This window comes from Blastomonas sp. AAP25 (assembly GCF_001295965.1).
GTDB classification, from domain to species: Bacteria; Pseudomonadota; Alphaproteobacteria; order Sphingomonadales; family Sphingomonadaceae; genus Blastomonas; species Blastomonas fulva.
Window position 1 is genome coordinate 13,640 of sequence record NZ_LJHP01000017.1, and the last position, 23,540, is coordinate 37,179.

26 protein-coding genes are annotated in these 23,540 nt (G+C 65.2%); 15 read left to right on the forward strand and 11 right to left on the reverse strand.

What is annotated here, in order from left to right:
- The first annotated feature begins 91 nt into the window (after nt 1–91).
- From IP68_RS12920 to arsC, 4 genes are all read left to right on the forward strand, one after another.
- Entirely contained in the window at nt 92–355 is a 264-nt protein-coding gene (locus IP68_RS12920) for a FeoA family protein (protein WP_054135416.1), read from the forward strand.
- Nucleotides 352–2,208: a ferrous iron transporter B gene (locus IP68_RS12925; RefSeq protein ID WP_054135417.1), complete on the forward strand. Its 1,857-nt coding sequence runs from the start codon at nt 352–354 to the stop codon at nt 2,206–2,208. The genes IP68_RS12920 and IP68_RS12925 overlap by 4 nt, the downstream gene beginning before the upstream one ends.
- Nucleotides 2,209–2,278: 70 nt before the next feature.
- Nucleotides 2,279–2,827 carry a single-stranded DNA-binding protein gene (gene ssb, locus IP68_RS12930; protein ID WP_054135418.1) on the forward strand — a complete coding sequence of 183 codons (549 nt, stop codon included), beginning with the start codon at nt 2,279–2,281 and terminating at the stop codon, nt 2,825–2,827.
- A 17-nt stretch (nt 2,828–2,844) separates the two neighbouring features.
- The gene (arsC, locus tag IP68_RS12935) at nt 2,845–3,192 is read left to right on the forward strand and encodes an arsenate reductase (glutaredoxin) (protein ID WP_054135419.1); all 348 of its coding nucleotides are present in this window, start codon (nt 2,845–2,847) and stop codon (nt 3,190–3,192) included.
- Nucleotides 3,193–3,253: 61 nt separating this feature from the next.
- Here the strand turns inward: arsC and IP68_RS12940 are convergent, their stop codons facing one another.
- The 3 genes from IP68_RS12940 to IP68_RS12950 are packed head-to-tail and all read right to left on the reverse strand — an operon-like array spanning nt 3,254 to nt 5,879.
- Entirely contained in the window at nt 3,254–3,991 is a 738-nt protein-coding gene (locus tag IP68_RS12940; RefSeq protein WP_054135420.1) for an acetoacetate decarboxylase, read from the reverse strand.
- A gap of 13 nt (nt 3,992–4,004) precedes the next feature.
- The gene (locus tag IP68_RS12945; RefSeq protein WP_054135421.1) at nt 4,005–4,760 is read right to left on the reverse strand and encodes an acetoacetate decarboxylase; all 756 of its coding nucleotides are present in this window, start codon (nt 4,758–4,760) and stop codon (nt 4,005–4,007) included.
- Nucleotides 4,761–4,790: 30 nt separating this feature from the next.
- Nucleotides 4,791–5,879, reverse strand: coding sequence for a patatin-like phospholipase family protein (locus tag IP68_RS12950; protein ID WP_082382350.1), 1,089 nt, complete (start codon nt 5,877–5,879; stop codon nt 4,791–4,793).
- 150 nt (nt 5,880–6,029) lie between these two features.
- Here IP68_RS12950 and IP68_RS12955 point away from each other — a divergent pair, with 150 nt between their 5' ends.
- On the forward strand, nt 6,030–6,812 hold the full coding sequence (locus IP68_RS12955; RefSeq protein WP_054135422.1) for a 3-hydroxybutyrate dehydrogenase: 783 nt from the start codon (nt 6,030–6,032) through the stop codon (nt 6,810–6,812).
- Nucleotides 6,813–6,852: 40 nt separating this feature from the next.
- Here the strand turns inward: IP68_RS12955 and IP68_RS12960 are convergent, their stop codons facing one another.
- Both IP68_RS12960 and IP68_RS12965 read right to left on the reverse strand, forming a co-directional pair.
- On the reverse strand, nt 6,853–8,364 hold the full coding sequence (locus tag IP68_RS12960; RefSeq protein WP_054135423.1) for a YifB family Mg chelatase-like AAA ATPase: 1,512 nt from the start codon (nt 8,362–8,364) through the stop codon (nt 6,853–6,855).
- Nucleotides 8,365–8,439: 75 nt separating this feature from the next.
- Entirely contained in the window at nt 8,440–9,108 is a 669-nt protein-coding gene (locus tag IP68_RS12965; protein ID WP_231683976.1) for a winged helix-turn-helix transcriptional regulator, read from the reverse strand.
- Between the two features lie 123 nt (nt 9,109–9,231).
- On the opposite strand from IP68_RS12965, the gene IP68_RS12970 reads away from it, so the two are divergent.
- The 8 genes from IP68_RS12970 to yghU all read left to right on the forward strand — a co-directional run bounded on the left by IP68_RS12970 (nt 9,232) and on the right by yghU (nt 14,296).
- Nucleotides 9,232–9,717, forward strand: a complete 486-nt coding sequence (locus IP68_RS12970) for a VOC family protein (protein WP_054135425.1) — start codon at nt 9,232–9,234, stop codon at nt 9,715–9,717.
- Between the two features lie 2 nt (nt 9,718–9,719).
- Complete coding sequence (locus IP68_RS12975; RefSeq protein ID WP_054135426.1) at nt 9,720–10,409, forward strand: glutathione S-transferase family protein; 690 nt, start codon at nt 9,720–9,722, stop codon at nt 10,407–10,409.
- Complete coding sequence (locus tag IP68_RS12980) at nt 10,406–10,789, forward strand: DUF1428 domain-containing protein (RefSeq protein ID WP_054135427.1); 384 nt, start codon at nt 10,406–10,408, stop codon at nt 10,787–10,789. Before IP68_RS12975 ends, IP68_RS12980 begins: the two co-directional genes overlap by 4 nt.
- A 12-nt stretch (nt 10,790–10,801) precedes the next feature.
- Nucleotides 10,802–11,593, forward strand: coding sequence for a VOC family protein (locus IP68_RS12985; RefSeq protein ID WP_054135428.1), 792 nt, complete (start codon nt 10,802–10,804; stop codon nt 11,591–11,593).
- A complete protein-coding gene (locus IP68_RS12990) occupies nt 11,590–12,249 on the forward strand; it encodes a glutathione S-transferase family protein (protein ID WP_054135429.1) in 660 nt (219 codons plus the stop codon). Before IP68_RS12985 ends, IP68_RS12990 begins: the two co-directional genes overlap by 4 nt.
- 25 nt (nt 12,250–12,274) lie before the next feature.
- Nucleotides 12,275–12,727 (forward strand): SRPBCC domain-containing protein, encoded by a 453-nt coding sequence (locus IP68_RS12995; protein ID WP_054135430.1) that lies wholly within the window; start codon nt 12,275–12,277, stop codon nt 12,725–12,727.
- 305 nt (nt 12,728–13,032) lie between these two features.
- Complete coding sequence (locus tag IP68_RS13000; protein ID WP_054135431.1) at nt 13,033–13,254, forward strand: hypothetical protein; 222 nt, start codon at nt 13,033–13,035, stop codon at nt 13,252–13,254.
- Nucleotides 13,255–13,408: 154 nt separating this feature from the next.
- Nucleotides 13,409–14,296 carry a glutathione-dependent disulfide-bond oxidoreductase gene (gene yghU, locus IP68_RS13005; protein WP_054135432.1) on the forward strand — a complete coding sequence of 296 codons (888 nt, stop codon included), beginning with the start codon at nt 13,409–13,411 and terminating at the stop codon, nt 14,294–14,296.
- Nucleotides 14,297–14,302: 6 nt separating this feature from the next.
- Here yghU and IP68_RS13010 read toward each other — a convergent pair whose 3' ends face one another.
- Genes IP68_RS13010 through IP68_RS13020 form a run of 3 tightly spaced genes read right to left on the reverse strand, consistent with a single transcriptional unit; the run spans nt 14,303 to nt 18,793 of the window.
- Nucleotides 14,303–15,178 carry an ROK family protein gene (locus tag IP68_RS13010; protein ID WP_054135433.1) on the reverse strand — a complete coding sequence of 292 codons (876 nt, stop codon included), beginning with the start codon at nt 15,176–15,178 and terminating at the stop codon, nt 14,303–14,305.
- Complete coding sequence (locus IP68_RS13015) at nt 15,168–16,304, reverse strand: glycoside hydrolase family 68 protein (RefSeq protein ID WP_054135434.1); 1,137 nt, start codon at nt 16,302–16,304, stop codon at nt 15,168–15,170. The genes IP68_RS13010 and IP68_RS13015 overlap by 11 nt, the downstream gene beginning before the upstream one ends.
- A gap of 8 nt (nt 16,305–16,312) precedes the next feature.
- Nucleotides 16,313–18,793: a TonB-dependent siderophore receptor gene (locus IP68_RS13020; RefSeq protein ID WP_054135435.1), complete on the reverse strand. Its 2,481-nt coding sequence runs from the start codon at nt 18,791–18,793 to the stop codon at nt 16,313–16,315.
- Nucleotides 18,794–18,973: 180 nt separating this feature from the next.
- On the opposite strand from IP68_RS13020, the gene IP68_RS13025 reads away from it, so the two are divergent.
- A complete protein-coding gene (locus IP68_RS13025; RefSeq protein WP_054135436.1) occupies nt 18,974–20,329 on the forward strand; it encodes an MFS transporter in 1,356 nt (451 codons plus the stop codon).
- An 11-nt stretch (nt 20,330–20,340) separates the two neighbouring features.
- Here IP68_RS13025 and ung read toward each other — a convergent pair whose 3' ends face one another.
- A complete protein-coding gene (gene ung, locus IP68_RS13030) occupies nt 20,341–21,048 on the reverse strand; it encodes a uracil-DNA glycosylase (RefSeq protein WP_082382351.1) in 708 nt (235 codons plus the stop codon).
- A gap of 121 nt (nt 21,049–21,169) precedes the next feature.
- Here ung and IP68_RS13035 point away from each other — a divergent pair, with 121 nt between their 5' ends.
- Nucleotides 21,170–21,553: a VOC family protein gene (locus IP68_RS13035; RefSeq protein ID WP_054135438.1), complete on the forward strand. Its 384-nt coding sequence runs from the start codon at nt 21,170–21,172 to the stop codon at nt 21,551–21,553.
- Nucleotides 21,554–21,563: 10 nt separating this feature from the next.
- Here the strand turns inward: IP68_RS13035 and IP68_RS13040 are convergent, their stop codons facing one another.
- Nucleotides 21,564–22,319, reverse strand: coding sequence for an SDR family NAD(P)-dependent oxidoreductase (locus tag IP68_RS13040; RefSeq protein ID WP_054135439.1), 756 nt, complete (start codon nt 22,317–22,319; stop codon nt 21,564–21,566).
- Nucleotides 22,316–23,500, reverse strand: a complete 1,185-nt coding sequence (locus IP68_RS13045) for an acyl-CoA dehydrogenase family protein (protein WP_156318138.1) — start codon at nt 23,498–23,500, stop codon at nt 22,316–22,318. The genes IP68_RS13040 and IP68_RS13045 overlap by 4 nt, the downstream gene beginning before the upstream one ends.
- Nucleotides 23,501–23,540: the final 40 nt, after the last annotated feature.

Consider the following 23,540-nt stretch of genomic DNA (forward strand, 5'->3'; position numbering starts at 1 on the left):
CCCGCACGGGTGCACCGGGGCGGGTGACGCTGTCACAAGAAATCGCTGGCGCGCACGCGCGGATATTGATAGCGGTTCGCAACACCAGACCATGCTTCTTGACCAGCTCCCCACCGGCCAGCGTGCGGAAATCTCCGCGATCGACTGGAGCGTCCTGCCTGCAGACGAAGGCAAGCGGCTGCGCGCGCTGGGCGTCGACGAAGGCGCGAGCGTCACCATCCGCCATCGCGGCATCTTCTTCGGGCGCGATCCGATCGCGCTCAGCATCGGCCGGATGACGGTGGCGATCCGCCGCGTCCATGCCCGCGCCATCACGCTGCGCGCGCCCGACGCCGCGCCAGAGACCATCGCATGACCGTGCATCAGCCGCTGATCGCGCTGGTCGGCAATCCCAATGCAGGCAAGAGCGCGCTGTTCAATGCGCTCACCGGCGCGCGGCAGAAGATCGCGAACTATCCCGGCGTCACCGTCGAGCGCAAATCGGGCCGCTTCACCTTTGCCGATGGCCGTCCGGGTGAGCTCATCGATCTTCCCGGCAGCTACAGCCTCGATCCGACCAGCCCCGACGAGGCGGTGACCCGCGATGTGGTGATGGGCCGCCAGACGGGCGAGCGCCGTCCCGAGGCGCTGATCATCGTGCTCGATTCGGCCAATCTCGACCAGCACTTGGTGTTCGCGCTGGAGCTGCTGGCTTTGGGCCTGCCCACGGTGGTGGCGCTGAACATGGTGGACCTTGCCGAACGCGACGGGCTGACGCTCGATGCCGCGCGGCTGGCTGCGGACCTCGGCGTGCCGGTGATCCCCACGGTCGCGGTGCGGCGCAGGGGGCTGGCAGAACTCGCCGCCGCGCTCGATGCCGTGATCCTCGCCAAGCAGGCGCCGCACGCGCCGCTGGGCGAGCCGGACATGCGCGCGCGGCGCAGGCGAGCCGAGCACATCGCCAACAGCGCCATCGTTTCGCAGACCGACAGCCGCCGCTGGACCGACCGCGCCGATGGCGTGCTGCTCCACCCCTTTGCGGGGCCGATCATCCTGTTTGCGCTGCTGTTCATCATCTTCCAGGCGGTGTTCAGCTGGGCAACGCCGTTCGCCGATGCGCTGGAGGCGGGTGCTGCGGCGCTGGGCGAACTCGCGACCGCGACAATCCCGGAAGGGTTCTTCCGCTCGATGGTGGTCGATGGTGTCATCGCGGGCGTCGGCTCGGTGGTCGTCTTCCTGCCGCAGATCATCATCCTGTTCTTCTTCATCCTGCTGATGGAGGCGACCGGATACATGGCGCGCGCCGCGTTCATCATGGACCGGATGATGGCGGGGGTCGGCCTGTCGGGACGCTCGTTCATTCCGCTGCTATCATCGTTCGCCTGCGCGATTCCGGGCATCATGGCGACGCGCAGCATCTCGGACGAGAAGGACCGGCTGACCACCATCCTGATCGCGCCGCTGATGACCTGCTCGGCGCGGCTGCCGGTCTATACCGTGATCATTGCCGCGTTCATCCCCTCCACCGCGATCGGACCGGGGATCGGGATGCAGGGGCTGGTGCTGTTCGGGCTCTATGTCTTCGGCATCATCGGCGCGATGGTGGTCGCTCTGGTGCTGCGCTCGACCGTCGCCAAGGGCGGGGCGAGCGGCTTCCTGATGGAAATGCCCAAATATCAGATGCCGCGGCTGCGCGATCTGGCATTGGGGCTGTGGCAGCGCGCGGCGCTGTTCCTGCGGCGGGCAGGCACGATCATCTTTGCGGTGACCATCGGCCTGTGGCTGCTGCTCACCTATCCGCAGGTGCCCGCAGGCAGCAGCATGAGCCAGTCCGAATATTCGGCTGCGGGACGGATTGCAGGCGTGCTCGAGCCGGTGGTCGCGCCGATCGGGTTCAGCCGCGACATCGCGCTGGCGCTGATCCCGGCGATGGCGGCGCGCGAGGTTGCGGTCTCGGCGCTGGCGACGACCTATGCGATCGACGCGCCCGACGAGGAAACCGCAGCGCTCGCGCTGGGCGAGCGGCTCGCGGGACGCTGGTCGTTGCCCACCGCGCTCGCGTTCCTCGCCTGGTTCGTGTTCGCGCCGCAGTGCATATCAACGATCGCGGTGACCAAGCGCGAGACCAATGGCTGGAAATGGCCGATGTTCATGCTGGCGTATCTGTTCGGCCTGGCATGGGTCGCGGCAGGGATTACCTTCTGGACCGCGACGGCTTTAGGGCTATAAACGCGACAACAGACCGGAGCGAATTTCTGCCCGGTCATCCACCACAGCACACAATATCCGGGGAAAGCATATGTCGGGCAGCGTCAACAAGGTCATTCTGATCGGCAATCTGGGTGCCGATCCGGAAGTCCGCAGCTTCCAGAACGGCGGCAAGGTCGCCAATCTGCGGCTGGCCACCACCGAAAACTGGAAGGACCGCAACACCGGCGAAAAGCAGGAGCGGACCGACTGGCACACCGTCGCGATCTTCGGCGAAGGCCTGGTCGGCGTCGCCGAACGCTTCCTGCGCAAGGGAAGCAAGATCTATGTCGAAGGCCAGCTGCGCACCCGCAAATGGGCCGACAAGGACGGCAACGACCGCTACACCACCGAAGTCGTGCTGCAGGGCCCTGGCGCTGTGATGACCATGCTCGACGGCAAGCCCGGCGGCGGCGGCGGCGGTGGCGGCATGGGTGGCGGCGGTGGTGATTACGGCGGCGGTGGCGGCGCTCGCAGCAGCGGCGGCGGCTCGTCGGGCGGTGGCTCGGGTGGGGCGCGCGGCTTCAACGATGGCGGTTCGTCGAGCGGCTGGGGCGGCGGCGGCTTTGACGACGATCTCAACGACGACGTGCCGTTCTGATCCTGCGGAAACAGGCGATGCAGTTCACCGTCTATCACAACCCGAAATGCGGCACCTCGCGCAACGTTCTGGCGGCCATCCATGAGGCGGGGCACGAGCCCGAGGTCATCGAATATCTCAAGACCCCGCCTTCGCGCGACACGCTGGAAAGCCTGATCGCGCGGGCGGGTGAGGGCGCGCGTGGCTTGCTGCGCGCCAAGGAGCCACTGGCCAAGGACCTGGGACTCGATGATGCCGGCGTTACCGACGCGCAGATTGTCGATGCGATGATGGCGCACCCGATCCTGATCAACCGCCCGATCGTGGTGACACCCGATGCGGTCAAGCTCTGCCGGCCCAGCGAGACGGTGGCCGAGCTGCTTTGAGCGCGAAAACCCCGGCGGGCTCAAGCCGCGCCGGGGTCAGGAGTGTTCGTTTGGGCGCCCGTCAGGTCAAATAATCGTGCAGCACGCGACCATAAGGCAGCGTCATGTCGGTCACCAGATGCAGGCCGCCGGTGTGTTCGAGCACCGGCAGGTCGGCGAGCGGGCAGTTGACCGAATCGATCAGCTCGACCCGCGCCCGCCCGGTCCACGCGCCTTTCACCACCACATCGGCAAAGGTGATGCCGACAAGCTGCGCGATTGCGGGCGATCCGTCGATGTCGGGGATCAGCTTGAGCGTCACCTGCGTGCGCTTGAGCAGCGCCTCGATTGCTGCCGGATCGGTCGGGCTGCCGTGCTTGTACACCATCGTCCCGCTGGCGACGGTCTGCCCGGCATAGGTCAGCACTCCGGTCAGCGTGTCGCCCACGGTATCCAGCTTGGCGATGCCGTACTTCATCGGATAGCCCCAGATCTCGCGACCGCCCGCGAGCGGCGGGCAGTTGTCGACGTACATCTGGGTGAGGAAGGTGCACCTCTCGCCGCCCAGCGCGCAGGGGATCGCCTGCGCCACCGCCGAATAGGCGCCGAAGCCCTCGCCATCGGGCAGGTCGAGCCATTGCACCGAGACGACATCGCCATCGGGTTCGAGTGGCTCGGGCAGCATCTGGCGGATCATCGCCGGATCGGTCCGGTAGTTGATGATCATGTACTGGCGTTCGAAGAACTTGTACGGGCCCACCGGATAGGTCGGGCTCTGCAGCGGCATGGAGCTGAGCTTCAGCACATCCTGCTTGTTCATGTCCTGTCCCCCCTCAGCCTGCGGCGTCTTTGATGTAATCGAACAGCACCCGGCCATGCGGCAGGGTGAGATCGCTGATGAAGTGCTTTCCGCCGACGATGCGCAGGATCGGCAGGTCCGCCACCGGCGCGTTGACATGCGGGATCAGCTGCAGCCGCGCTGGGCTGACCCAGCTGCCCTTCACCGTGACGTCCTCCAGATTATAGGCGACCAGCTGGCAGATCTTGGGGCTGCCATCGACATCGGGGATGATCTTGAGGTTGCACGATGTCTTGGTCATCGATTTGGCCTGCGCTTCGCAGCCGCCGGGGCTCTCCTGCCACTTGTACGCCATGGTCCCCATCGCGACGGTCTGCCCCGCATAGGATAATGTGCCGGTCAGCGTGTCCGACGCGACGATCAGCTTTGGGAGAGCGTATTTCTTGGGAAAGCCCCATATCTCGCGACCCGCGCTGATCGGCGGCTCGTCGTCGAGATACATCTGCGCAGTGTAGTTGATCGGCTCGCCCTGATAGGTGCAGGGGATGACGATCCCGCTTTCGGTATAATCGCCGAACCCCGAGCTGTCGGGCATGCGGATCCATTCGTAGAGCACCAGATTGTCGGCATTGGGCTCGAGCGGCTCGGGCACCGCGGCGCGCAGCAGCGCTGGATCGGTCTCGTAGGTGACGATCATGAATTCGCGGTTGATGAAGCGGTACGGGCCGAGCGGATAGCTGGGCGCTGCGGCGGGCATGGAAGGCAGTTTCAGGATGTCTTCAGGCGTCATGGTCAGGAACCCCCGTTTTTGACCAAAGGATCAGAGAAAAAAGGATTTGATGTCCGTCGACGATGTCACCCCGACATCGTCGAAATGATTGTCCAGCCACTGGGTGGCGCATTCGCGGCCGACATCGCGCAGCTTTTTCATGAAACCCCAGTCGGGGTTGAGCTTGCTGGTGACGCCCAGGCTTTCCATGAACACCTCGTCCTGGATCGAGTGGATCAGCATCCGGCGGTGCTTGTCGTCGTTGAGCTGGCCATCGTCGATCAGATGCGTGACGAAGGCGATCGCGCGCATCTCGCGCATCAGGCTGGAATTGAAGCTGATCTCGTTGATCCGGTTGAGGATGTCCTTGGCGGTCTTGGGGATTTCCTCGCGGTTGAGCGGGTTGATGTGGACGATCACGACATCGTTGGTCTCGCTGCCATAGATCAGCGGGAAGATTGCCGGATTGCCCATGTATCCGCCGTCCCAATAGGCCTCGCCATCGATCTCGATGGTCTGGAACATGAACGGGAGGCAGCCCGATGCCAGCACCTGATCGGGGCCGATCTCGTGGTTCTCGAACATGCGGACCTTGCCGGTGCGCACATTGGTGGCCGACAGGAAAAGCTTGATCGGGCAACCCTCGCGCAGCACGCCAAAATCGATGCTGGACTCCAGCACCTGGCGCAGCGGATTGAAGTTGAACGGGTTGAGCTCATAAGGCGACATCACCCGCGAGAGGATGTCCATCATCAGGAAGGCGGGGCTGAAATCGAGGCTGTGGTTGCCCATCGCCTTGTCGATCCACGAAGGCTGCAGCGGCCCCTTGGCGCCTTCGTCGCTGATTTTCTTCCAGAATTTCTCGAGCTCTTCGCGCGCCCCGTCGGCCCCGCCGATGGTAAGGCCATAGCCCAGCACCGTGGCGTTCATCGCGCCCGCGCTGGTCGCGCTCACCGCATCGAATTTCAGCCGGCCATCCTCGAGCAGCCGGTCGAGCACGCCCCAGGCAAAGGCCCCGTGCGCACCGCCGCCCTGCAACGCCAGATTGACCGGCTTGCTGTTAGCGGCTGCAACATATTTGACATTTTCGGATTTCGCATCCGCAGCATTGGCCGCAGACGACGGGCTAGCCTTGGCCATCGCATTTCCCCCAGAAACTGATGCGAAACCCGTCTTTTTCCGTTGGAACGTAGGGGTAACTCACGTTAGACGAGTCGGCAAGAGTGATTCGCTGCACCTGCGAACAAAGCTCCGGGCCGCGTTGTGCAACTGCTCTGAAGGGGATTTGAAATGCTTAAGGGACTGAATGCCATCGTCACCGGCTCGACCAGCGGAATCGGGCTGGGCATTGCCAATGTTCTGGCGTCCAAGGGCGCCAATCTGGTCATCACCGGCTTTGGCGATGCAGATGCGATCGAAAAGGAACGCGCAGGTCTGGCCGCCAAATACGGCGTCGAGGTCGTCTACAGCAATGCCGACATGTCCAAGCCCGATGATGTCAAGGCGATGGTCGACTTGTGCGTCGAAAAGCTCGGCTCGGTCGACATCCTCGTCAACAACGCCGGCATCCAGCACACCGACGCGGTCGAGGACTTCCCGGCGGACAAGTGGCATCAAGTGATCGCGATCAACCTGTCGGGTATCTTCTTCGCCATCCAGGCAGCGTTGCCGCACATGAAGGCAAAGGGCTTCGGCAGGATCATCAACATCGGATCGGTCCACGGCCTGATCGCCAGCAAGCACAAGGCGGCGTACGTCGCCGCCAAGCACGGCGTGGTCGGCCTGAGCAAGGTCGTTGCGCTCGAGAACGCCGGCACCGGTATCACGTCGAACACCATCTGTCCCGGCTGGGTCCACACGCCTTTGGTGCAGAAGCAGATCGAGGCGATGGCCGCCGATCAGGGCATCAGCGTGGAAGCCGCAACCGAAAAGCTGCTGATCGAAAAGCAGCCCAGCAAGCAGTTCGCCACCCCCGAACAGATGGGCGAACTCGCCGCGTTCCTCTCGAGCGAGGCAGCAGCGCAAATCACCGGCACCGCGATCCCCGTGGATGGCGGCTGGACCGCGCAGTAACATGCGATGACGGCGGCGGGGCCCGGGGGCTCCGCTGCTGTTACCCCACCGGTGCCCGTCTGCGGTAGCTCAGTGCCTCTGCGACATGCACCCGGCCCACTGTCTGTGCGCCGCTCAGATCCGCGATCGTGCGGGCGACCCTCAAAACTCGTGTATAGCCGCGCGCAGATAGACGCATCGCCTCTGCCGCTCTTGCCAGCAGCTGCCTTGCCGGCTCATCCGGCGTGGCGAAGCGTTCCAGCGCTTCTCCGTCGATCTCGGCGTTGGTGCGGGCCTTGATGTCGGCGTAGCGCGCGGTCTGGAGGGCGCGGGCGGCGGCGACTCTGGCGGCGACCTCGGCCGAGCCTTCGGCGGGCGGGGGCAGGGTCAGGTCGGCGGCGGTGACGGCCTCGACCTCGACATGCAGGTCGATACGGTCGAGCAGCGGGCCGGATACCTTGGCCTGATAGTCCGCCGCGCATCTGGGCGCGCGCGAGCAGCCGAGCGCGGGGTCGCCCAGATGCCCGCAGCGGCACGGGTTCATCGCCGCGATCATCTGCACCCGCGCCGGAAAGGTCACATGCGCATTGGCGCGCGCAACGCTGACCTCGCCGGTCTCGAGCGGCTGGCGCAAGGAATCGAGCACGGTCCGCTGGAATTCGGGCAGCTCGTCGAGGAACAATACGCCCAGATGCGCCATGCTCACCTCGCCCGGACGCACTTTCAATCCGCCGCCGACGAGCGCGGCCATCGAGGCGCTGTGATGGGGGCTGCGGAACGGGCGCGCGCGGCTGATCCGGCCGTCGGTGAGCGTGCCCGCGACGCTCGCCACCATCGAAACCTCGAGCGCCTCCTCCGGCGTCAGCGGCGGCAATATGCCGGGCAGGCACGATGCCATCAGCGACTTGCCCGCGCCCGGCGGCCCGGTCATCACCATGTTGTGCCCCCCGGCGGCCGCGATCTCGAGCGCACGCTTGGCGGTCTCCTGCCCCTTGACCTGTTTGAGGTCCGGCCCCGCCGCGGGCTCTTCGGCGATTCCGGGCCGGGGCGGGCTCAATCGTCCATTGCCCTTCAGATGGTTGAGCAAAGTGAGCAGATCGGGTGCGGCAATGACATCGATGCCGCCGGCCCAGGCAGCCTCCGCGCCCTGCGCAGCCGGGCAGATCAGCCCTCTTCCGGTCGCTGACGCATGCAAGGCTGCGAGCAGCACGCCGGGCGAGGCGGCGATCCGCCCGTCGAGCGCGAGTTCGCCCACCGCGACATATTCGCTCGCCAGTTCGGCATCGATGATCCCCATCGCCGCGAGCAGCGCCAGCGCGATCGGCAGGTCGTAATGCGAACCTTCCTTGGGAAGATCAGCCGGCGAGAGGTTGACGGTGATGCGCTTGGGCGGAAGCGACAGACCCAGCGAGGCGATCGCGGCGCGCACCCGTTCGCGGCTTTCGCCTACCGCCTTGTCGGGCAGGCCGACCACAGCGATGCCCTTTTGCACGCCGGGCGAAATCTGCACCTGCGCCTCGACGCTGCGCGCCTCGAGCCCCAGATACGCAACGGTCTGGACGATGGCGACCATCCCTGCCCCCTGTTTGTTCCGCGCAGAGACTGACGCGTCCGCCGCGATGAGTCGAGGGCAATTCGCGAGTTTGCGTCATTCTGGAGGCAATTGCACCCGCTCGGGCAGAGGAAACAGCGTGCAGAAGCGCGCGATCAATGCGGGGTCGCCCTGCGCGGTCAGCAGCCCCTGCTCAGCCAGCGCCTCCAGCGGCACCCCGCCATAGACCGCGCCGGCCAGCGCATGGGGTGTTCCGGCAAAGACGATGTCGCACCCCTCGGGCTCGCCGCGCGCAATCGCGATGCCGCGCGCGGTCAGGTGCCCGACATAGGCCATGTCGCCGAAGACGAAGCCGATGCGCAGGTCGAGATCGCCGACGCGGGCACTGTCCAGCATCGTGCGGAACGAGAGCATGATCGACACCCCGCTGATCGGCAGCGTCGGATCGTGCCAGGGCGATCGCGCCGCCCAGCGGCCCAGCATCTGGACCAGCGGCTCGGCCTCATAGCCCCAGGGGGTCAGTTCATAGACCTGTGCGGAGGCCGGCGGCGGCAGGCGGCGGCGGGCGACCAGCAATTTGGCTTCAAGCCCCTCGAGCCGCTGGGTCAGCACATTGGCGCTGATCCCGGGCAGGTCTGCGCGCAGTTCGCTGAACCGCCGCGGGCCGAGCATCAGTTCGCGCATCACCAGCAGAGCCCAGCGTTCTCCAATCAATTCAAGCCCATGCGCGGTCCCACAGGCATCGTCGTACAGCCGTTTGGCCAAAAAATGCTCCTTCGAAGTTATAAATAATAACTAAACAGTTGCTTTTGATAACATGGCTGGCGACACTCGGCAACAACAGGTCCGAGTCGCACAGCAAGCGGCGGGCTGCGAGAGGATGAACCGATGAGCAAGATTGCACCGTGTCTGTGGTTCGATGGAGTGTCTGAGCTTGCGGCGCGGCACTATGTGGCGGTGGTGCCGGACAGCCGCATCGACCGGATCGTGCATGCACCGGCGGACAATCCCTCGACCGCCGAGGGAGCGGTGCTGCTGGTCGAGTTCACCTTGGCGGGGCAGGGCTTTGTCGCGCTCAACGGTGGCCCCGGCAACCCGCACACCGACGCAATTTCGTTCCAGATCTATACCGACGACCAGACTGAAACAGACCGCATCTGGGCAGCCATGATCGCAGACGGCGGGGCGGAGATCGCCTGCAGTTGGTGCCGCGACCGCTGGGGCGTGCGCTGGCAGATCGTGCCCAGGCGGATGATGCAGCTGCTGGCCGATCCTGACCCCGGCCGGGCCGCACGCGCGTTCGCAGCGATGTCGGCGATGGTCAAGATCGACATCGCTGCGATCGAAGCGGCGGCCGAAGGACGGGAGGCCTGATCGTGGCTGTCGATCCGCAAGCCAGCCTGGTGATCACCGCGTTCGACTGGGTGCCCGATTTCGCGCGCGGTTTCGTCCGCGATCTGCGCCCCCGCTGGGCGTGCGAGGAGATCGGCCTCGCTTATGCCGAACGGCTGATCAGCGCGGTCAAACGGCCCGCCGAGCATTTTCGTGACCAGCCATGGGGGCAGGTGCCGGTGATCGACGACGCAGGCATCCGGCTGTTCGAATCGGGTGCGATCCTGCTGCATCTGGGAGAGAGACACCCCGATCTGCTGCCGGTCGATCCGCAGCTGCGCGCCGATACCCTGTCCTGGCTGTTTGCGGCGTTCAACAGCGTAGAGCCGATGATGTTCGAGCTCGGCACCGTCACCCTGTTCGCCGCAGGCGAGCCATGGGCCGAGCTGCGCCGACCATCGCTGATGGCGTTTATCGGCGGTCGGCTCGACAGGCTGGCCACCGCTCTGGGGGACCGAGAATGGCTGACGGGCCAGTTCAGTATCGCCGATATCGCGATGGTGACGGTGCTGCGCGAGGCGCAGGATACCGACCTGCTGACCGAACGTCAGGTGCTCGCCGCCTATCTGGCGCGCGCCACAGCGCGCCCAGCCTTTGGCCGCGCGCTCGCGGCGCAATTGGCCGCCTTCGGCGACGGACCCACATCGCCAACACAGCACGGAGAGACCCCATGACCTATATCGATGGCTTTGTGATCGCTTGCCCCACCGCTAACCGCGATGCGTTCATCGCGCACGCGCGCATGGGCGATGCGGTGTTTATCGAGCTGGGCGCACTGCGCGTGGTCGAATGCTGGGGCGACGATGTTCCAGACGGTCACACCACCGACTTCCGCCGTGCGGTAAAGGCCGAGAGCGACGAGAGCGTGCTGTTCAGCTGGATCGAATGGCCCGACAAGGCGACGCGCGACGCTGCCATGGCGCGGATGACCGAGATGATGACCGATCCCGCCAAGGCCGACCCGCGCATGGATCCGGCCAAGAACCCGATGCCGTTCGATGGGAAGCGCCTGATCTTCGGCGGTTTCGTCCCCGTCGTCGACATGACCGCCTGAAGGAGCCCAGCCATGACCAATCCGCATGGAGAGTTCGTCTGGTACGAGCTGATGACCCCCGACATCGAGGGGGCGAGCGCCTTTTACGGCGCGCTTCTGGGGTGGACCTTCGCACCATCGAGCCAGCCCGATATGGACTACCGCGTCTTTTCCGCCGGCAGCGAGCAGATTGGCGGCTTTCTGGCGCTGACGCCCGCAATGCAGCAGGGCGGAGCGCAGCCCGGCTGGCTCGGTTACATCGCGGTCGACGACATCGATGCGGCGATCGGCGCGATCACGGCAACGGGCGGCGCGTTGCACATGGGCCCGCAGGACATTCCCGGCACCGGGCGCTTCGCGCTGGTCGCCGATCCTCAGGGCGTCGTGTTCTACATCATGCAGGACACATCGGGCCAAACCAGCCAGGCCTTCGCCGCTGACATGCCGCGCATCGGCCATTGCGCGTGGAACGAGCTCGCCACCACCGATCAGGCGGGCGCGATGGCGTTCTACACGCAGACCTTTGGCTGGGTGAAGGACGGCGAGATCGATATGGGCCCAATGGGGTCGTATGAATTCATCCGCCACGGCAGCGTCATCGGCGCGATGATGACCAAGCCGCCCGAAATGCCTGTCGCCTGCTGGTCCTGTTACTTCCGCGTCGCCGATATCGACGCTGCTGCGGCGACCGCCAGCGCGAAAGGAGGGCAGGTGCTTTTCGGCCCATCGGAAGTGCCCGGCGGCGATTTCATCATCACCGGGATCGATCCGCAAGGTGCGCCCTTCTCGCTCGTGGGGCAGCGCAACCAGGCACCCGAAGCGTGACCATCGAGCTTTTTGCGCACCCGTTCTCGTCCTACTGCCAGAAAGTGCTGGTGGCCCTTTACGAGAACGCGACGCCATTCACCTTGCGGATGCTCGGCCCGGTCCATCCCGACAATAGTGCTGCGCTGGCTGCGCTCTGGCCGCTGGGCAAGTTCCCGTTGCTGCGCGAGGGCGATCGCGTCGTGATGGAAGCGAGCACGATCATCGAATATCTCGGCATCGCCCACCCCGGCACCACCCCGCTGATCCCCGCCGATCCGGCTGCGGCGCTGCAGGTGCGGATGATGGACCGCATCTTCGACAATTATGTCATGACCCCGCAGCAGAAGGTTGTCTCCGATGCGATGCGCGCTGCCGATGCCCGCGATCCTGCCGGGCTGGCCGATGCCAGGGCGATGCTCGATGAAATATATCGCTGGCTCGACGCCAGAATGCAGGACCGGGTCTGGGCTGCCGGTGATGCCTTTACCCTTGCCGATTGCGGCGCGGCGCCGGCCCTGTCCTATGCTTACTGGTCGCACCCGATCCCCGCCGGGCTGCAGGCGCTGCATGCCTATCGGGCGCGGCTGCTGGCGCGGCCCTCGTTTGCCCGCGCGGTGGACGAAGCGCGGCCATATCGACCGCTGTTTCCGCTCGGTGCGCCCGAGCGCGACTGAGCCTTTCTGCTGGAGAAACCCGTTCATGACCGATGCTCACGCCCTCAGCGTTACCCGTTTCATCGCCGTGCCGCCCGCAACAGTGTGGGACATCATCACGCAGAGGCTGGAAGAGTGGTGGTGCCCGGTTCCCTGGCGAACCGAGGTCGTCGAATATGACTGGCGATCGGGCGGCCGCATGGCGACGATCATGCACGGCCCGGATGGCGAGCGGCATGAAAGCGAAGGGGTGTTTCTGGAGGTTGTTCCGCAGGTGCGATTCGTTTTCACCGATGCCTTCCGCGCAGGATGGGTGCCGCAGGAGGCCTTCATGGTCGGCACCATCGCGATTGCCCCCGAAGGCGAGGGCACCCGCTATACCGCCAGCGCGCAGCACTGGACGCGGGAAGCAATGGAGCGTCACCGCGACATGGGGTTCGAGCCAGGCTGGTCGGCGGTCGCGGACCAGCTTGCGGCGCTTGCGGAAGCATCGGTCTAGACCTCGCGGTGAGAGGAGGCCATGATGCCCGTCAACCGGGTCACTTCCGGTCCACTTGCGCGATACGGGTGATTCGCGCTGCGCGAATCGCACGTAGCGCTTGCCCTGTGGCGATTGATGCCGTGATATGGGCCCTGCAATACGGTTACAAATGCCGTTAATTGCGGAATTCCGCGCCCCGGGCTTGCGGGGAAGCGCCTGAAAAGAGCGATGAAATTGGTCCAAATTGCGCTCAACGCATGTTGCATTTGCTAACATCCTGTGGAATACGGCGATTGCTAGCAGCACGTCTGAAGGGACTATTTATGAAACTTGCAAAGACCGCACTGGCTGCGCTTGCTCTGACCACGATGGTCGGCGCTCCGGTTCTGGCACAGGCTGCGACTTCCGCAGCCCGCGTCAGCGCTTCGAGCGAAGAGAGCGACGCAGAGGGCAGCACCGGCATCATCATTGGTGTCGTGGCCGCTGCCGCCGTGATCGGCGGCATCATCATCATCGCTGATGATGATGAGCCCAACAGCCCCTGAGCCCTTCTTCGGAAGAGATCAGGTACTGATTCGGAAAAGGGCGACCAGCAATGGTCGCCCTTTTTTGTTGCGCTCCGGTTGATTGCGGGCCGATCCGGGCTGATATGGGTCGGGACTCACTTCCTCGCTCACTCTCAGCTGCGGAGCCCAGCCCATGACCAATTTCCCTGCCGACTATACCCCGCCTGCCGTGTGGACCTGGGACAAGGACAATGGCGGCGCCTTTGCCAACATCAACCGGCCGATCGCGGGCGCGACTCACGACAAGAAGCTGCCGGTCGGCAAGCATCCGCTGCAGCTCTATTCGATGGCGACGCCCAACGGCGTCAAGGTCACGGTGATGCTCGAGGAGCTGCTCGCAGCGGGCCATTCGGGCGCGGAATATGATGCGTGGATGATCGATATCCGCAGCGGCGACCAGTTCGGCAGCGATTTCGTCGCGATCAACCCCAACAGCAAGATCCCCGCGCTGATGGACCACAGCGCGCCCGAACCCGTCCGGCTGTTCGAATCGGGATCGATCCTGCTGTATCTTGCGGAAAAGTTCGGTGCGTTGCTGCCCACCGACCCGGCCAGGCGGACCGAGGCGCTGAACTGGCTGTTCTGGCAGATGGGCAGCGCGCCGTATCTCGGCGGCGGCTTCGGCCATTTCTATGCCTATGCGCCGATCAAGATCGAATATTGCATCGATCGCTTCACCATGGAGACCAAGCGCCAGCTCGACGTGCTCAACCGGCATCTGGCGGATAACGAGTATCTGGCGGGCAGCGAGTATTCGATCGCGGATATCGCCATCTGGCCCTGGTATGGCGGCGTGGCGAGCGGCGCGGTGTACAACGCGGCCGAGTTCCTGCAGGCGCAGGACTATCCGCATCTGCTGCGCTGGGCCGACCGGATCGGCGAGCGGCCCGCGGTGAAGCGCGGCAAGATCGTCAACCGGACATGGGGCGATGATCTGAGCGAGCAGCTGCGTGAACGGCACGATGCCAGCGACTTCGAACTGCGGACGCAGGACAAGCTTGCTCCCGCCGAAACTGACTGAATTCGCTTACAGGAGATCCGCCGCCAGCAGAAACGCGCCTGCCAGCCCCGATGTCGGGGCCAGGGCAGGGCGGCGGATCACCTCGGCTGCCGGCAGCGCAAAATAGCCGCCGTCGCTGGCATGCGCAGCGGCCACCACGCGCTCGAACAGCCCGGGCGTTGCCATCACTCCGCCGCCCAGCACGATAGCATCGGGCGCGAGCGCGGCGCGCAGCGTGTTGCACATCTCGGCGAGGTAGCCCGCGATGATGCCGTGCGCGGCATGATCGGGTGGAAGGTGCGACAGGGTCTCGCCCCAGCGCGCCAGAATCGCAGGGCCGCTCGCCAGCCCTTCCAGGCAGTCGCCGTGGAACGGGCATATCCCGTCAAACCCATGGTCGTTAGCATTGCGCCGCGGGCGCATATGGCCAAGCTCGGGATGGCCCGCTCCGCCGACGATCCGCCCATCGGCGATCACACCGCCGCCGATTCCGGTGCCGATGGTGACATAGACGCTGACCCCGGTATCGCGCGCTGCGCCCAGTCGTGCTTCGGCCAGCGCGGCGGCGTTGACATCGGTATCGAATGCGATCGGAACGTCAGTGGCGCGCGCTACGGTTCCGGCAAGGTCGAACCCGCTCCAGCCCGGCTTGGGCGTGGCGAGGATATGGCCCCATTGCGGCGAGCGGCAATCGCGCTCCAGCGGCCCGAACGAGCCGATGCCGATCGCGGCCAGGCCTGCATGCCGTTCGAAAAAGGCGTTGGTTTCGGCAAGCGTGGTCTCAGGATCGCGTGTCGCGATCTGCAGTTGGTCGATCACAGCATCGGGCCCATGGCCTACGCCGAGCACGAACTTGGTGCCGCCGGCCTCGATCGCGCCCAGCAGCGGCCGGTCAGCGGGCATGCAACTGGTCCATGGCGAAGCTTTCGACGATCCGGCTGGTGTCGCCGCCGAGCGCGATGCGCACCATAGGCGCAGGCGTCGCGCCAAAGGTCTCGGCGGCGACAAAGGCGTTTTCTGCCGGGTTGCGGCCCTTCAGGCCCCAGTGATCGACAAAGCTGCACACCAGCAGTTCGGCGCTGGCGAACCAGCTGAACGCCTGCATGGGCTCGGCATCGGGGTTCGCGATCACCAGCCCGGTGCCGTTGAGCGGGCGCCAGGGGCCGCAAAGCTGCTCTGCCACCATGCCGTAAAAGCCGGTGGGGCCGCTGGGGCCATCGGGAGCGAACACGCTGCGCTGGGTGGACCAGAAGACATAATACAGCCCCTGATGCGCGACGATCTGGGCGCGTTCAAGCTCGTTGTTCAGCGTGTCGGCGTGCATGATCGGGGGCAGAAGCTGCCAGCCGCCCTCGGCATCCTGCCGTGCCAGCCCGATCGCACCGTTATATGCGGCGCTCGATGTCGCAAGCGTCGCGGTGAAAACGATGTAGCGCGCACCATCGGCCGGATCGATGAAGAAGGCAGGGTCACGGAAGGCCTTGACCGTGCCGGGGGCGCCGTCGTGCCGGTCGGCGACCAGATACATCGCGCCATCGGCGGCGAAGATCTCGCGTACCGGGGTCCATCCGGTGATGCGGCCATCGCTTTGCAGCGTGCCGGTCGTTTCGACCAGCCGCTGCTGATAGCCGCCGGGGCGTTTCGCCAGGCCTGCCGCGGTGAAGTACAGCGTGACCCGGTCGCCCTCGAGCACGGCAGAGCCCGACCATTCGCGCTCGTGATCGCCAAGCCCCGGCGGTAGCAGGTCGCCCAGATCATGCCAGCCCGCTGAGTCCAGGTGGAGCAGCCGGATTTTCGCCTCGAAATGGCGCAGCGCTGGATCGCTCCGGTCGGGTGCAGCCAGCACCATCCACACAGTGCCGCCGTTGACCTGCGCCATCGACCCGTCTGCCTGCTGCAGCGGCCACATGTCCCACAGCAGCAGGTCGGGCAGGATCCGCGCCGCCTCGGCCTCGCCGATCAACCCTAGCGCGGGCAGGGGCTGATCGGCGATGGCGGTGACATGCGCGGCGGTCCAGGCGGTCGTCATCCGTTGAGTCAGAAGTCGTAACGCAGCGTGGCGGAGATGGTGCGGCCGTTGATCGAACGCGCGCGGACGAAGCCGTTGGCCGGGATCGCACCTTCCTCGGCCTCGGTGAAGCCGCGCGTGTCGAACAGGTTGTTGGCGTTGATCGACAGCTGCACCCGCTCGATCGGGCGCACCGCGACGAACGCGTTCACCTGGGTGAAGCCCGGCAGCACCAGCAGGTTGTTGTCCTGTGCGAAGCTGTCGGTGGTGCCCACCAGATTGGCGCCGAGCGAGAACATATCCTGTTCGTACTGGCCGCTCAGCTGATAGATGAAATCGGCCTGGCGACGCGGGGTGTTGCCTTCGTTGGCGGGGTTGATGCGGTCGCGGTTGATCTCGGCATCGGTATAGGTGCCGCTGGCGCTCATCGTGAAGCCACCGGTGCGGTACGATGCCTCGACCTCAAGACCCTTGGCCTTGAACACGCGGTCGAAGGTCTGGCGGGTGGTTGCCTCGAAGTTGGTTTCCTCGGTTTCGGCGTAGAAAGCCGTGGCATAGACCGCGAGCCCGCCCGCACGGTACTTGATCCCGGCTTCGGCCTGCTTGACGAAGTCGACCGCGATCCCTTCGTTGCGGATATCGCCGGTGACGAAGTTGACGTTGTCGTTGTTGAACAGCAGACGGTCGGCGTTGGCACGGCCGCCCTTGCTGTAGCGCGCGAACGCCGCCAGATCGTCGGAGAAGCGATAGTTCGCGCCGAACGAATAGCTGAAATAGTCATAGCTGTAATCGACCAGCGCGGGCGCGCCGAGCGGGATGGTCGATGTCTGCGCCTCGGCAGCGCTGATCACGCCGTTGCGGTTGAAATCGAACGCGGTCGTGCCGACGCGGCCACCGCCCAGGTCCGCGCCGAAGGTGCGGCCCGAAGCATCGCCGAAGTCATAGCGGATGCTGCCATCGAGGGTCAGCCGGTCGAATTCGAGCGAGAGCGAGGCGAACGGCGCGTTGGTATCATATTGCAGATCATAGCTGCGCCGGCAGCATCCGCCGAAGAAGCTCGCGCCATAGGCCACCGTGCCGCGGTCGGACAGCCGGGTGCCAGCGGCGTTGACCACATCGATCAGCGCCGCATCGCCGCCACCGCGCACCTCGAGCAGATGCGAGGTCCACAGCCAGTCGGTGTTGATGTCCTGGCGCGACTTGTAGAAGCCTGCGGTCAGCGTGGCGGTGCCGCCGCCCAGATCGAAATCGCCGGTCACGCGCAGATCGTTGGTGATGTTGTCGAGGCTGTTGAGCCGGGTGTTGAACAGCACCACGCTGGCGACCAGCGAGCCGCCGGGCACGTTCTGCCCTGCCTGCGTTCCGTTGGCGAACACCAGCCGCGCGCCCGCGCCGCCAAGGGCAGCCGCGGTGTTGGCGGCGGTATCGAACGATCCGGGGAAGGGCGAGGTGAAGCCGCCCGAGACATCGGAGAAGCGGAAGCGGTTGGTGACCTTCCAGCCATAGGCAATCTCGAACTCGCCTTCAAAGCCGAATGCCTTGACCAGGGGGCGCTGGCCGTTGGTGATGTCGTACCGGCGCGGCTGGTTGTTGCCGTCGAGCGTCAGCGCCGACTGGAAGAAGCGCGAGTGCAGGCTGTCCGAGCTGATGTCGAAGCCGGGGACGTTGGAATAATTGGGGTTGCCGTTGGTTCCGGTCACCCGCACCGGATTGGGCAGATAGCCGACGGCGCGGTCGTCCAGATACTTGGCGTAGACGCGGATATAGCCGCCGGTGAACTCCTTGGTGATGTTGGCCTTGATCTGGCCGCCGCGGTTGCCGTCATAGCCGATGTCGCGCGGGCCTTCGCCCTGGCGCACAAAGCCGCCCATGTGGAAATACAGGTCTTGGCCGAGGCTGCCGCCATAATCGAAATCGAAGCGCTTCTCGTCATAGTCGAGGCCCAGCGTCGCCTGGATGGTGCCGCCATTCTGGTCCTTGCCGGTTTTGGAGATCATGTTGATCACGCCGCCGGGCGAGTTGGAGGCGAAGGTCGAGGCGCTGCCGCCGCGGATCGCCTCGACGCGGGCGATGTTGAGATCGGCGCGCAGGAAGATGTCCGAGTTGCCGAAGGTGATGTCGCCAAATTCGAGGATCGGCAGGCCGTCCTCCTGCAGCTGCAGGAACTTGGCGCCGCCCGATGCGATCGGCAGGCCGCGCACCGCGATGTTGGCATTGCCTTCGCCGCCCGATGCTTCCGAGCGGATGCCCGGGATGTTGCGGAAGATTTCCGCCGCGCTGCGCGGTGCAGTCGTGGCGATCTGTTCAGCGCTGAGCGAGCTCACCGAGATCGAGCTGTCGAGCACATTGGCGCCGCGCGCCACCGCAGTGACGACGATCACGTCACCCGAATCGGCATCATCGGCTGACGAAGCGTCCTGGGCAAAGGCTGTGGGGGTGATTGCAGTGGCGGTGGCAACGGCCAGTGCCGCATAGGCGCTGCGAACGCGCAGGGCTTTCAAAATCGACATGATACCTCTCCTGAACTGGCCGGTACTCCGGCTGCAGCTATCTATGCTATGCACACCTGCAATCGTTTGCAACAGTTAGTTGCAAACGATTGCAAAAAAGCTTGCCAAAGTGCCAGCGCGCCTATTAGCATAACGCCCAAGGCGCAAGGCAAAGACGCCCCCAGGATCGAGGACCACGTCATGACCAGCGCCGTGCAAGCACCATCCGCCAGCCATGACGCTGCACCCTTCCGGGCGCCTCGGCTGTCGCTGCCGCGGATCGTCGAGATGAACCTCGGCTTTTTCGGGCTGCAGTTCAGCTTCGGCCTGCAACAGGCCAACATGACGCCGATCTACACCTTTCTGGGCGCTGACGAGGCGACCATGCCGCTGCTGTGGCTGGCAGGACCGATGACCGGGCTGCTGATCCAGCCGATCGTCGGCGCGCTGTCCGATCGCACCAATTCCAGGCTGGGGCGGCGCACGCCGTATTTTCTGATCGGTGCGGTGATCTGTTCGCTGTGCCTGTTCCTGATGCCCTATTCGAGCGCATTGTGGATGGCCGCGAGCCTGCTGTGGCTGCTCGATGCGGGCAACAATATCACCATGGAGCCCTATCGCGCCTATATCGCCGACCGGCTCGAACCGGGGCAGCGGCCCGCGGGCTTTCTGATCCAGAGCGCGTTTACGGGCCTTGCGCAGTGCCTGTCCTATGCCACCCCCAGCCTGCTGGTCGGGTTCGGCATCAGCCAGAACCTGGTCGACATCAACGGCATTCCGGTGATCGTCCGGATCGCCTTCGTGTTCGGCGCGATCCTGTCGATTTCCACCATCGTCTGGTCAGTAGTGCGCGTGCCCGAACTCAAGCTGACCGAGGCGGAACTGGCCGAGATGGCCGCCAAGCCGATGAGGGCGGGCGCCGCGCTGGCAGAGATCCGCGATGCGTTTATCGCCATGCCCCGGCCGATGCGCCAGCTGGCCTGGGCGATGCTGTGCCAATGGTATGCGATGTTCGTTTACTGGCAATTCATCTCGCTCTCGGTGTCGCGCACGCTGTTTCCGGGGGGCGAGCGCGGAACGGCCGGCGCGAATGCGGATTTCATCTCCGCCTCGCTCACCGCGCAGCAGATGGGCGTGGCCTATAACGCCGTCGCCTTTATCGGCGCGCTGGCGCTGATCCCTGTGGTCCGGCGGCTGGGCGCCAAGCCGGTGCACGCCGCGTGCCTGGTCGCGTCGGGAATCGCGATGATGTCATTGCCGATGCTCGACAGCCGCGCCGCGATGTTCGTGCCGATGATCGGCATCGGCCTGGGCTGGGCCGGGATGATGGGCAACACCTATGTGATGCTGGCCGATTGCATCCCGCCCGAGCGGACCGGCGTGTACATGGGCATCTTCAACATGTTCATCGTGGTGCCGATGCTGATCGAGACGATGACCATGCCGCTGATCTATGCGCCGCTGCTGGGGTCCGATCCGCGCAACGCCATCCTGCTGGCGGGCGTGCTGATGCTGTGCGGCGCGGTCGCGACGCTGCGGGTGCGCACCGCGGCCTGATCGCGAGCGCTTTAGCTGGGCACGGGCTGGTGCGGCAGCTGCCAGTCGATCGGGTTGCGCCCGGCTGCTTCCAGAAACGCGTTGGCCTTGCCGAAATGACCGCAGCCCAGAAAGCCGCGATGCGCCGAAAGAGGCGAGGGGTGCGGGGCTTTCAGCACCAGATGCCGCGCATCGACATTCGCCGCCTTTTTCTGCGCATGGCTGCCCCACAGCAGGAACACCACCGGCTGCTGCTGCGCATTGACGCGCGCGATCACCGCATCGGTGAAGCGCTCCCAGCCGCGTCCCTGATGCGAGCCTGCCTCGCCCATTTCCACCGTCAGCACCGCGTTGAGCAACAGCACGCCCTGGCGCGCCCAGGGCTCCAGAAACCCGTGCGCGGGGGGCATGATCGCAAGGTCACGCTCCAGCTCCTTGTAGATGTTGATCAAAGAAGGCGGCGGCCGCACCCCTGGCTGGACGCTGAAGCATAGCCCATGCGCCTGTCCGGGGCCGTGATACGGATCCTGCCCCAGAATGACCACGCGAACGCTGTCAGGCGGGGTCAGGTCGAGCGCGCGAAACCACTGGCTGCCCGGCGGAAAGATCCTGGCGCCTGCCGCCTTGCGCTCTAGCAGGAAGGCTTTCAGCTCGGCCATATAGGGCGCGGCAAATTCGTCGGCCAGCGCGTCACGCCAGGCGGGATGGATCTGCGGAGCTACGGGGGCAGGGGTGGTCATGGGGTGCCTGATGCCCGCCCCGGCCACGCCCGGTCAAGCCGCTGCATGGATTTTGACCCGGCGCGATGATAACCTTGGCCAAAGCAATACGAGTCGCGTCACCACACCATATGAGGGGGTCATGACCATGCCGCTGTCCAGTGCCAAGCCCGTCACCTTCATCAACACCGCCAGCCGCGCGGCGAGCGAGCCTTTCTATCGTGATGTCCTTGGCCTGCCATTTGTGGCGGACGATGGCTTTGCCGCGGTGTTCGATCTGCCGGGCGCGGTGCTACGCGTTACCGAGTTGCAGGATTATCAGCCCGCAACCCATCCCGCTTTGGGGTGGATGGTGGATGACATCGCTGCGACCATGCAGGCGCTGATTGAGCGCGGTGTGACCCCGACGATCTACGAAGGCTTCGGTCAGGATGCGCTGGGCATCTGGACCGCGCCCGACGGCGTCGCCAAGGTCGCCTGGTTCAACGACCCGGACGGCAATGTGCTGAGCCTCACCCAATGCTGAGGCGGCAGCGCTAGAGCGATCCCACCAGATGCCCGCCATCGACGGTGAGGATGCTGCCGGTCATGAATCGGCTGGCGTCAGACACCAGAAGCAGCAGCGGGCCATCGAGATCCGGCAGCTCGCCGTAACGCCGCATCGCGATACGCTTGCGCAGGGGTTCACCCGCTTCGCCAGCCAGCTGGTCGCGGTTGATGTCGGTGAGGAAATAGCCCGGCGCGATCGCGTTGACGCGGATGTTGAAGCGCGCGAGCTCCATCGCCAGCTGCCGCGTCATGTGCAGCACGCCCGCCTTGGACATCGCATAGGGTCCTGTGCCCGCTGCGGTCTGGAAGCCGGTGATCGATGCGGTGTTGATGATGTTGCCGCCGCCTGAATCGCGCATCACCTTCGCGGCTTCCGTGGCGACGTTCCACGCGCCTTTCAGGTTGGTGTCCATCACGAAGTCGTAATCGGCCTCGGTCTGGTCGAGCGCGCGCTTGGTCACCGCGACGCCCGCGTTGTTGATGCAGGTGGTGATCGCGCCTGCCGCTGCGATCCCTTCGCGCACCGAGCCAAGATCGGCGACATCCATCCGCACCGCGCTCGCGCTGCCGCCAGCTTCGGTGATCTCGGCAACCAAAGCCTCGAGCGCCTCGAGCCTGCGCGCGGCAACGACGACATGCGCGCCGCACCGGGCGAGCACGCGGGCGAAATGCGCGCCAAAGCCCTCGCTCGATGCGCCGGTGACCAGGATGCGCTGGCAGGAGAGATCTGCGGTCAGGGTCATGCGGTGGCTCCCTCATTGGCATGTTTGTGATCGCGCTTGATCTTCTTGGCGAGCGACCATTTGTGCACTTCGGTCGGGCCGTCATAGATGCGGAAGGCGCGGATCTCGCGGAAAACCTGCTCGACGATGGTATCGCCGCTGACGCCCTTGCCGCCCATCACCTGCACGCAGCGATCGGCCACGCGCATCAGCGCTTCGGACACCGCGACCTTGGTCATCGAGCTTTCAACGGTGCCGAGCTCGCCGGTATCGAGCACGCCCGCGCACCAGGCGATCATCAGTTCGGCCTGTTTGAGATCGATGAGGTTCTCCGCCAGCATGAAGCCGACGCCCTCGTGATCGACCAGCGGCTTGCCGAAGGCGTGGCGGCGGCAGGCATAATCGCTGGCGATTTCATGCGCGCGCGCACAGGCGCCATACCAGCGCATGCAGTGCGAGAGGCGGGCAGGGGAGAGGCGCACCTGCGCATATTTGAAGCCTTCGCCACTCTGGCCCAGCATCTGGTCGGAGGAGACGCGCAGGTTTTCGATCGCGATCACCGCGTGGCCACCGGGCATCGAACTGTCGATGGTGTCGAGCACGCGCTCTATGCGGATCGCAGGATCGGGCAGATCGACGAGGAACATGCACGCGCCGTCCTCGGACTTCGCCATGACGATGCCGACCTTGGCGCCTTCGGCTCCGGTGATGAACGCCTTGCGCCCGTTGATCACCCAGTGGTTGCCGTCGAGCTTCGCAGTGGTCTGCATCATCGACGGGTCGGAGCCTGCGCCGCCTTCGTCCGCTGGTTCGGTCATGAAGAATGCCGAGCGCGATTCGCCCGAGACGAGCTGGTTCAGGAACCGCGCCTTCTGCTCGTCGCTCGCCATCTTGCCGAGCAGGTACATGTTGCCCTCGTCGGGCGCGGCGGTGTTGCAGGCGACCGGGCCCAATGGCGAGAGCCCCGATTTCTGCAGCACGATCGCGGTCTGCGCCTGGGTGAGGTGACGCCCATCGGGCAGGATGTGCGGCGTCATCACCCCAGCGTCGCGCGCGAGGCCACGCATCTCGAGCACCAGCTCCTCTGACGGACCATGCGCCCCGCACCTGGGATCGTGTTCATACGGCGCGATCACTTCGCGGACGAACCGCTCGACCTTCGCGGCAATGGCATCGACTTCGGCGGCGGACAGATGGGACATGGATTTGGCTCCCGGTTGCATGGCGTGTGCCTGAACCGGG

Coding starts and splice junctions, on each gene's coding strand:
- IP68_RS12920 (WP_054135416.1), top strand. CDS start 92: ATGCTTCTTGACCAGCTCCCCACCGGCCAGCGTGCGGAAATCTCCGCG.
- IP68_RS12925 (WP_054135417.1), top strand. CDS start 352: ATGACCGTGCATCAGCCGCTGATCGCGCTGGTCGGCAATCCCAATGCA.
- ssb (WP_054135418.1), top strand. CDS start 2,279: ATGTCGGGCAGCGTCAACAAGGTCATTCTGATCGGCAATCTGGGTGCC.
- arsC (WP_054135419.1), top strand. CDS start 2,845: ATGCAGTTCACCGTCTATCACAACCCGAAATGCGGCACCTCGCGCAAC.
- IP68_RS12940 (WP_054135420.1), bottom strand. CDS start 3,991: ATGAACAAGCAGGATGTGCTGAAGCTCAGCTCCATGCCGCTGCAGAGC.
- IP68_RS12945 (WP_054135421.1), bottom strand. CDS start 4,760: ATGACGCCTGAAGACATCCTGAAACTGCCTTCCATGCCCGCCGCAGCG.
- IP68_RS12950 (WP_082382350.1), bottom strand. CDS start 5,879: ATGGCCAAGGCTAGCCCGTCGTCTGCGGCCAATGCTGCGGATGCGAAA.
- IP68_RS12955 (WP_054135422.1), top strand. CDS start 6,030: ATGCTTAAGGGACTGAATGCCATCGTCACCGGCTCGACCAGCGGAATC.
- IP68_RS12960 (WP_054135423.1), bottom strand. CDS start 8,364: ATGGTCGCCATCGTCCAGACCGTTGCGTATCTGGGGCTCGAGGCGCGC.
- IP68_RS12970 (WP_054135425.1), top strand. CDS start 9,232: ATGAGCAAGATTGCACCGTGTCTGTGGTTCGATGGAGTGTCTGAGCTT.
- IP68_RS12980 (WP_054135427.1), top strand. CDS start 10,406: ATGACCTATATCGATGGCTTTGTGATCGCTTGCCCCACCGCTAACCGC.
- IP68_RS12985 (WP_054135428.1), top strand. CDS start 10,802: ATGACCAATCCGCATGGAGAGTTCGTCTGGTACGAGCTGATGACCCCC.
- IP68_RS12995 (WP_054135430.1), top strand. CDS start 12,275: ATGACCGATGCTCACGCCCTCAGCGTTACCCGTTTCATCGCCGTGCCG.
- IP68_RS13000 (WP_054135431.1), top strand. CDS start 13,033: ATGAAACTTGCAAAGACCGCACTGGCTGCGCTTGCTCTGACCACGATG.
- yghU (WP_054135432.1), top strand. CDS start 13,409: ATGACCAATTTCCCTGCCGACTATACCCCGCCTGCCGTGTGGACCTGG.
- IP68_RS13010 (WP_054135433.1), bottom strand. CDS start 15,178: ATGCCCGCTGACCGGCCGCTGCTGGGCGCGATCGAGGCCGGCGGCACC.
- IP68_RS13015 (WP_054135434.1), bottom strand. CDS start 16,304: ATGACGACCGCCTGGACCGCCGCGCATGTCACCGCCATCGCCGATCAG.
- IP68_RS13020 (WP_054135435.1), bottom strand. CDS start 18,793: ATGTCGATTTTGAAAGCCCTGCGCGTTCGCAGCGCCTATGCGGCACTG.
- IP68_RS13025 (WP_054135436.1), top strand. CDS start 18,974: ATGACCAGCGCCGTGCAAGCACCATCCGCCAGCCATGACGCTGCACCC.
- ung (WP_082382351.1), bottom strand. CDS start 21,048: ATGACCACCCCTGCCCCCGTAGCTCCGCAGATCCATCCCGCCTGGCGT.
- IP68_RS13035 (WP_054135438.1), top strand. CDS start 21,170: ATGACCATGCCGCTGTCCAGTGCCAAGCCCGTCACCTTCATCAACACC.
- IP68_RS13040 (WP_054135439.1), bottom strand. CDS start 22,319: ATGACCCTGACCGCAGATCTCTCCTGCCAGCGCATCCTGGTCACCGGC.
- IP68_RS13045 (WP_156318138.1), bottom strand. CDS start 23,500: ATGTCCCATCTGTCCGCCGCCGAAGTCGATGCCATTGCCGCGAAGGTC.